Genomic DNA, 7,871 nt, shown 5'->3' on the forward strand with positions numbered 1-7,871 from the left:
GGGCCGGCGCTGGTCGCGGGTGACTATCTGACCTGTCTGATCGAGCCCGGGTGGGGGTTCCGGGTGAGCAGCAACTCTGACCTGATCCTGGAGGCCCAGCAGTGAGCGAGCAGCAGTCCACCGTGAACATCACCGAGTATCTCGCGATTAATCTGGCGACCGAGCGATGGACCTGCCGGGTGTGCGGGCAGGACATCGCGAACGCCCGCGAGAACTACAAGACCGGGCTGCTGGTCCACAACCGTGACCCGCGGGAGATTCACCGGCCGATCCTGGACGAGAGCTACGAGTTCACCTACGCCCCCGACCCGGCCTGGTGCCGGATCGTCGAGTTCTACTGCCCGGGTTGCGGGACGCAGGTGGAGAACGAGTACCTGCCGCCTGGCCATCCGCTGACGCACGACCTCGAACTCGATATCGACGCGTTGAAGCGTCGCCACCTCAGCGCTGTGGAGGGCTAGGGACATGCGGCAGGTAAGCGTTGACATCGGTGGTACGTTCACCGACTGCTTTCTTGTCTACGACGACGCCTACATCGAGGCGAAGTCGCTGACCACGCATCACAACCTCGCCTCCGGGTTCATGGATGCCCTGGCAAAGGCCAGTGCCCAGGCGGACCTGGATGTGCAGACGGTGCTCTCGACCGTCGACGCGGTGCGTTACGCCACGACCCTCGGGACGAACGCGCTCATCGAACGCAGCGGTCCGGCGGTCGGCATCCTCACCACCGCCGGTTTCGAATCGACCGTGCCGCTGATGCGGGCCCGTGGCTACGGCGACGGGCTGACCGAGGCCCAGCAGTCCGACCTGCCCGCCGCGGACCGGCCGGTGTCGCTGGTGCCGGTGACCCGGATCGCCGGAGTGCAGGAACGCGTCGACTACGGCGGCACGGCGGTGCTGTCCATCGACGAGGACGACGTGCGCCGCCAGGTGCGCAAGCTGGTGGACGAGGGCGCGCAGGCGTTCGTGGTCGCGCTGGTCAACGCGGTGATCAACCCGGCCCACGAGAAGGAAGTCGAGCGGATCATCCTCGACGAGTACCCCACGCACATGCTGGGGTCGATCCCGATCGTGCTGTCGCACCGGGTGACCGGCCGCAAGGGTGAGTACGCCCGGACCATGTCGGCGGTCATCGACGCCTACCTGCACAGCCAGATGTACCACGGGCTGGCGTCGCTGGAGATCGAGCTGCGCCGCAACGGCTACACCAAGCCGATGCTGCTGGTGCACAACACCAGCGGCATGGCCCAGCTGAACTCGACCTCCTCGCTGCAGACCATCCACTCCGGACCGGTCGCCGGGCTGGAGGCCACCAACTACCTGTCGAAGACCTACCACCAGCCCAACGTCATCGCCACCGACATGGGCGGCACCAGCTTCGACATCGGCCTGGTCACCTCCGACGGGGTGAAGTTCTACGACTTCAACCCGGTCATCGACCGCTGGCTCGTCTCCACCCCGATGACCTACCTGCACACCCTCGGCGCCGGCGGTGGCTCCATCGCCCGCTACGACCGCCTGTGGGAGGCCATCGAGGTCGGCCCGGAAAGCGCCGGCTCCGACCCGGGCCCGGCCTGCTACGGCCGTGGTGGGCGGTTCCCGACCACCACGGACGCGAACCTGGTGCTGGGCTACCTCGACGCGGACAACTACGCCGGTGGCACGATCAAGCTCAGCCTGCGCCGGGCGCAGCGGGCCATCGAGGAGCACATCTGCAAGCCCACCGGACTGAGCCTGATCGAGGCGGCGAAGGCGATCAAGCGCAAGGTGGACAGCAACATGGCCAACGCGATCTTCAAGGAGGTCGCGGTCAAGGGCTATAACCCGAAGAACTTCGTCGCGCTTAGCTACGGCGGCGGTGGTCCGCTGCACGCCTGCGGATACGCCAACACGCTGGGCATCCAGAATGTGCTGATCCCGCCGTTCAGCTCGGTGTTCTCCGCGCTGGGCGCCGGCAATATGAACCAGCTGCACATTCACGAGTACTCGATGTACCTGATGGTCTACGACGCCACCACCCGCAAGATGTTGGACGACTTCCAGGTCTTCAACGACACGGTGACGGAACTCGCCGCGAAGGGCCGCGACGACCTCCTCCGCCAGGGCGCCGACCCCGCCAACATCCGCTCGCGGGTGGAGCTGGACATGCGCTACGGCAACCAGCTCGCCCAGATCGGGGTCGTGTCGCCGTTCGACCGGCTCACCTCACACCGCGACGTGATCGAGCTGCTGGACCTGTTCAGCAGCATCTACGCCAAGCGGTACGGCGAAGGCAGCCAGGCACCCGAGGCCGGTGTGCGCATCAACGTCATCCGCGTGGTCAGCTACGTCGAACGCGACAAGTTCGACCTGCAGCCCACCCAGGCCGAGCCGCGCCCCGCGTCGAACCCCGCCCGGTGGCGGGAATGCCACTACCCGGGCATCGACGGCGCGGTCAAGACTGCCGTCTACGACTTCGCCGACCTCGAAGAAGGCCACGTCATCGAGGGCCCCGCCCTGATCGAAACCCCGAGCACGACCTACCTCGCCGAACCCGGATGGCAGCTGACCATCGGCCGTACCGGCTCCGCGGTGCTCGTTCGGACCATCTGAGCGAGACGTGGGAAGCGAGGTTGGTAACCATGCCAGCCACCATGCAGGCACTGGCGTTTCTCGGCATCGGCAAGGCCGGCGTCATCGAGAAGCCCATACCGAAGCCGGGGCCAACTGACGCGATCGTACGGACAACATCGGCGCTTATCTGCACCTCCGATGTGCACACCGTCCGGGGCGCCATGCCCGTTCCCGAAGGCCGCGGTCTCGGGCACGAGGCGGTCGGTGTCGTCCACGACCTGGGCTCCGCGGTCACTGGATTCGAGGCCGGTGAGCGGGTAGCGGTCGGGGCGCTTACGCCGTGCTTTCACTGCGGCCCCTGCCAGCGGGGTTTCAGTACCCAGTGCCAGGGAATGCTCGGTGGGTACAAATTCACCACGCAACGCGATGGCAACATGGCGGAGTACTTTCTCGTCAACAATGCGGCCGCCAACCTCGCTCGCATTCCGGCCGACCTGCCCGACGAGAAAGCCGTCTACGCGACCGACATGCTCTCCACCGGGTTCGGTGGCGCGGAGAACGCGCAGCTGCGGCTCGGTGAGTCCGTCGCGATCTTCGCTCAGGGGCCGGTGGGGTTATCCGCCACCATCGGCTGCCGGCTGCTCGGTGCCGGACTGATCATCGCCGTGGAAGGACGGCCCGAACGGCAGGAGCTGGCACGTCGATTCGGCGCGGACGTGGTCGTCGACCCCGCCGCTGGTGATGTGGTGAACCAGATCCTCGATCTCACCGGCGGCGTCGGCGTGGACGGCGCGATCGAGGCGCTCGGTCATCCGCAGACCTTCGAGGACTGCATCCGGGTGACCAAACCCGGTGGCCGGATTTCGAACATCGGGTATCACGGTGAGAACCCGGCACCGCTGCAGATCCCGTTGGAACCGTTCGGCCTGGGTATGTCGGACAAGAAGATCCTGGCGTCGCTCTGCCCAGGCGGAAGCGATCGGCTCGAGCGAATCTTCGCCCTCATGTGTTCCGGCCGGGTGGATCCCACGCCGATGACGACCCATGAGTTCGGGTTCGACGAGGTCGAACGTGCCTTCAGCATGATGGAAACCAAGGAGGACGGCGTCATCAAACCCCTCATCCGTTTCGCATAACCAGTAAAACCAGGAGGGCTGGGCGCTGCCCGGCGGTTCCGCCGCGGCACGCCCGGCCCTCCGCCGCCCGTACCCGCAGCATGCCCGGCAGGCCGCCCGGTAGGCGGGCTGCCCGTTCAGGAGGTTTCATCCCGATGACCACCAGCACCGGTAGCGCCACCGTTTCCAGTCCCCCACAGCCATTACTGAACGAGAGCGAGACCTTACCCGCCTCGTTACCCGCTCCGCCGCCCCTCAGCCCGCTGCGCGGCAACCCGGCCGTGTTCGGCCTCCCCACCGTCATCGCCGGGGCTTTCGGCCTCGGGCTGGTCGACACCGGCTGGCTTCCGCCCGCCGCGGCCGGCGCCGCACTGCCGATCATCCTGACCTCCGCGGCCGTCGGTCTCCTGGTCGCCGCGATCTGGGCGGCGGCGCTCGGGCAGAACCCCCTGGCCAGCCTGTTCGCGGTGTTCTTCGGGTTCTACGGCAGCTACGCCGCGTTTGGCCTCGGCCTCGGCCACAACTGGTACAACATCCCCGCCACCCAGATCACCAGGACCACCGAGCTGTGGCTGATCAGCTGGCTGGTCACCCTCGTCCTGGTCACCGTGGCCACCCTGCGCCTGCCCAGCAGCTTCACCCTGCTGCTCGGGTTCGCGGACGGCGCGCTGCTGCTGCTACTGCTCGGTACCATCAACACCAGCACCGCCCTCACCCACGCTGGCGGCTACCTGGTGTTCGGCTTCACCGCGGTAGCGGCCTACCTCTACCTCGCCGTCATGTCCGCCGAGACCGGTGGGAAGGGTCTGCCGCTCGGCAAGCCGGTCATCTCCGGATAACATACTGCGATCCGATGGCCGTAGCTGGCCGGCTAACGCGTATTGATGGAAAGTTCTTGTACTGAGCCGAACGCGCCGTCAGGCTGATGGAAACCAGCAAAGTCGGCGTCATCAACCCCCTCGTCCGTTTCGCGTGGCCTGTGCCGGGCCTGGGAAGCCGCTCGCCCTCGCCCGCCAGGCACGTCTTACCAGAAGGTGTAGATTCATGAGCCAGCCCGACCACGCTGACGGCAAGTCGCTCGTCGAGAAGTTCCTCGAAGAAAACGTCCTGTTCCTCGGGCCCGACCCCGAGATCATGCAAAGCCACCATCTCGCCCCGGAGTCGCCCCGCGAAACGGAGGCGCTCGCGCGGTTCACCGATCCCGAGCAGATCAACCTGGTGCGGCACAAGCTGCAGACCGCGTGTAACGAGTCCTTCGACATGGTCGAGCAGATGGGCGCGGCGCCGGGCGCGAAGTGGGGCGACCTGATCTCCGGGGTGTGGACGGCCTCGGGTGACCTGGCCCTGTCCAGCATGGGTGGTGTGCTGCTGTTCTCGGTGCTCACGCAGCACCCGGTCAAGTTCATTGTCAAGTACTGGGTGGATGAGCCGACGGTCGGGGTCCGTGAGGGCGACATCTTCATGCACAATGACGCCCGCTACGGCAATGCCCACAACACCGATCAGAGCCTCCTCATCCCGGTCTTCCACGAGGGGCAGCTGATCTGCTTCGCCGGCGCGGTCGTGCATGAGGGTGAGAACGGAGCCACCGAACCCGGCGGTATGCCCTCGGCGGCGGAGTCCCCGTTCGACGAGGGATTGAAGATCCCGCCGCTCAAGGTGGGCGAGAACTACACGTTCCGCCGCGACATCATGACATTCCTGCAGAACTCGGTGCGCGAGCCGAAGCTGCAGCTGGAGGGCATGAAGGCCAAACTGTACGCGGCGATGCGGACAAGGGACCGGATCCACGACACCATCGCCGAGTACGGTGTCGACGCGGTCGTCGCCACGTTGCGGCGCACCCTGACCGACACCGCCGACGAGGTCCGCCGCCGGCTGAGGTCGTGGCCGGAGGGCACCGTGCGGCAGAACGTCTTCCCGGACGGGACGCTGCGGGAGAACTGCCTGGTCAAGATCAGGCTGGCGATGACCAAGAAGGACGACGAGCTGATCCTGGATTTCCGTGGCTCGTCACCGGAGTTCCTGAACCGGTCCAACAACACGATCCTTTCGTCGATGAAGGGCATGCTGGCCCAGGAGTTCCTGACGTTCGTGTGGCCGGACCTGCCGCGGAACCAGGCGGTGTTCGAGCCGATGACTGTTCTCACCGACCCAGGGTCGGCGCTGAACTGTTCGCCGGAGGCGCCGAACGCGCAGTGCATGATGACGTTCTTCCCTTCCTTCACGGCGGCCCAGTTGGCGGTGCCGAAATTCCTCTACAGCGCGGGTGAACGTTCTACGGACATCGTTGCCGGCTGGTTCAACATGATCGTCACTTTCATCTACGGTGGCGTCACCCAGCACGGCGAGCTGGTGGGTAACGTGTGTGCCGACCTCAACGGCATGGGCGGGGCCGCGCGGTCCAACCGGGACGGCGAGCACGCGATCGCCCCGATCTTCGCGCCCATGGCCGACATCGGGGAGCAGGAACTCATCGAGGAAGAAGTCCCGATTCTCAAGATCGTGCCGAACAGGGTAATGCGGGACAACCAGGGCTTCGGAAAGTTCCGCGGCGGCCAGGGCTACCAGCAGATCGCCACCGTCAAGGACAGCGCCATGTGGGGCTTCATGGCGTGCAGCATCGGCTCGAAGTTCCCCAGCTCGCACGGCATCTTCGGCGGCTACGGCCCCGGCACCTACCCGCTGTGCAAGATCAAGAATGTCGACATCTTCAAGGTGATGGACAACCAGCGCGAACTGCTGCGCTACACCGTCGAGGAACTGATGAACGAGCGTCCGTTCCCGGACGCGACCTACTCGACGCATCACATGGGCATGCAGTTCGAGCTCGCCGAGCGCGGTGAGCTGTACACGCTCACCCAGGGCACCGGCGGTGGCTACGGGGACGTGCTCGAACGCGATCCCGAGCTGGTGGCTTCCGACTACCGCGACGGCCTGGTGTCCATGGACACCGTCCGCGACATCTACCACGTGGTGCTCAACCCCGACACCGCCGTGGTGGACGCCGAGGGGACCACGGCGGCCCGGGAGGCCGAGCGGGCGGCTCGGCTGCGGCGGGGCAAGCCGTATGCGGAGTTCGTCAAGGAGTGGGAGACCGAGACGCCTCCGGCCGACGTGCCGTTCTTCGGCTCCTGGGGCGACCCGCGGGTGCTGTTCCGCGGCACTCCGCAGGACACCTGCCCCGCGGACGCGATCGTGCCGGTGATGATGCCCGACCCGAAGGACGTGCGGATCGCGCAGCTGGAGGCCAAGCTGGCGGAGCTGCAGGACTGACGGTGCAGGGCTGACGGCGTGGGCCTGATGCTGCGGGACTGATCCTGATGCTGCGGGACTGATGAGGACGGCGGGAGAACGATGAACGCTGTGGACGACTGGATCCACGCCAGGCGCGACACCCTGACCTGGCTGGACTGCGACCGGTACGTGTGGAGGGTCTTCGCCGGCGCCCCCGAGCGCTGGTATGACGACCCGGCCACGCTGGTCGCGGCGAGTGCACAGGCACACCGGTTACTGCGGTCCGATGTGTACGGTGTCAACGTTTCAGGTCCGTTCTCCCGCCACCTCGTCGGCGATAGCGAGGCCGCTGCCGTCTGTGCGGCGTTGGAGCTGCCGGCGCCGCGCCGCGTGCTGGCCGACACTCTCGACGCGCTGCTGCACCAGTTCGGCGATCGTGTCGACCTGGTGCTGGACTGCCCGTCACCGCGCAGGCTGCTCGCGTCCGGTGCGGAGATCGACTTCGACGCGCTCGACGACGTCGCGACCGGCTTGCTGGAGGTGATCCGCTCGGTGGCGGACCGGCCGGTCCGGGGGCTGCAGATCACCTGTGACACGGCGGGCGGGCCGGATGAGGACGAGACCGACGCCTGGTCCAGTCTGCTGGCCGCGGCCGGGCACTACGGCTGGATCACCGCGGTCCGACTGAACGGCGTGACCGACCCCGACCAGCTCGACCCCAAGCTGCCCGGCGACCTGCTGCTCCTGCCGCACCTGCCAGCCGGCGTCCTGCCCGATGATCGGCGCTACGGCGGGGGACTGCCAGCGGAGGTGTGGAGCGATACGAGCGAGGCCGCCCGGCTGCTCGACGCCGCCGCCAAGCGTGGGTTCCGGTTCGGGGAGATCCCCACCGAGGCCTCCCCGGAAATCGTGCTGACCAGGCTCACCGCCCTGGCCGCGGGCACGCGTTGAAGGGATCCGCCGTGG

6 protein-coding genes are annotated in these 7,871 nt (G+C 66.9%); all 6 read left to right on the plus strand.

The genetic code is table 11. From position 1 onward, the window contains the following. The first annotated feature begins 101 nt into the window (after positions 1–101). Positions 102–461 carry an acetone carboxylase subunit gamma gene (locus tag AC08OO_RS11540; protein ID WP_476606800.1) on the plus strand — a complete coding sequence of 120 codons (360 nt, stop codon included), beginning with the start codon at positions 102–104 and terminating at the stop codon, positions 459–461. 4 nt (positions 462–465) lie between these two features. Beyond that, on the plus strand, positions 466–2,592 hold the full coding sequence (locus AC08OO_RS11545) for a hydantoinase/oxoprolinase family protein (protein ID WP_476618500.1): 2,127 nt from the start codon (positions 466–468) through the stop codon (positions 2,590–2,592). 29 nt (positions 2,593–2,621) lie between these two features. Next, positions 2,622–3,689 (plus strand): NAD(P)-dependent alcohol dehydrogenase, encoded by a 1,068-nt coding sequence (locus tag AC08OO_RS11550; protein WP_476609932.1) that lies wholly within the window; start codon positions 2,622–2,624, stop codon positions 3,687–3,689. A gap of 134 nt (positions 3,690–3,823) precedes the next feature. Further along, positions 3,824–4,507 carry a GPR1/FUN34/YaaH family transporter gene (locus tag AC08OO_RS11555; RefSeq protein WP_476609933.1) on the plus strand — a complete coding sequence of 228 codons (684 nt, stop codon included), beginning with the start codon at positions 3,824–3,826 and terminating at the stop codon, positions 4,505–4,507. Between the two features lie 205 nt (positions 4,508–4,712). Further along, positions 4,713–6,944, plus strand: a complete 2,232-nt coding sequence (locus tag AC08OO_RS11560) for a hydantoinase B/oxoprolinase family protein (RefSeq protein ID WP_134351172.1) — start codon at positions 4,713–4,715, stop codon at positions 6,942–6,944. An 81-nt stretch (positions 6,945–7,025) separates the two neighbouring features. Beyond that, the gene (locus AC08OO_RS11565) at positions 7,026–7,856 is read left to right on the plus strand and encodes a hypothetical protein (protein ID WP_134351173.1); all 831 of its coding nucleotides are present in this window, start codon (positions 7,026–7,028) and stop codon (positions 7,854–7,856) included. Positions 7,857–7,871 lie beyond the last annotated feature (15 nt).

The organism is Frankia sp. CeCAU1 (genome assembly GCF_977971845.1).

What these genes read in the sequence shown, in the direction of transcription:
- AC08OO_RS11555 (WP_476609933.1), top strand. Translation starts at nt 3,824, where the DNA reads ATGACCACCAGCACCGGTAGCGCCACCGTTTCCAGTCCCCCACAGCCA.
- AC08OO_RS11545 (WP_476618500.1), top strand. Translation starts at nt 466, where the DNA reads ATGCGGCAGGTAAGCGTTGACATCGGTGGTACGTTCACCGACTGCTTT.
- AC08OO_RS11560 (WP_134351172.1), top strand. Translation starts at nt 4,713, where the DNA reads ATGAGCCAGCCCGACCACGCTGACGGCAAGTCGCTCGTCGAGAAGTTC.
- AC08OO_RS11550 (WP_476609932.1), top strand. Translation starts at nt 2,622, where the DNA reads ATGCCAGCCACCATGCAGGCACTGGCGTTTCTCGGCATCGGCAAGGCC.
- AC08OO_RS11565 (WP_134351173.1), top strand. Translation starts at nt 7,026, where the DNA reads ATGAACGCTGTGGACGACTGGATCCACGCCAGGCGCGACACCCTGACC.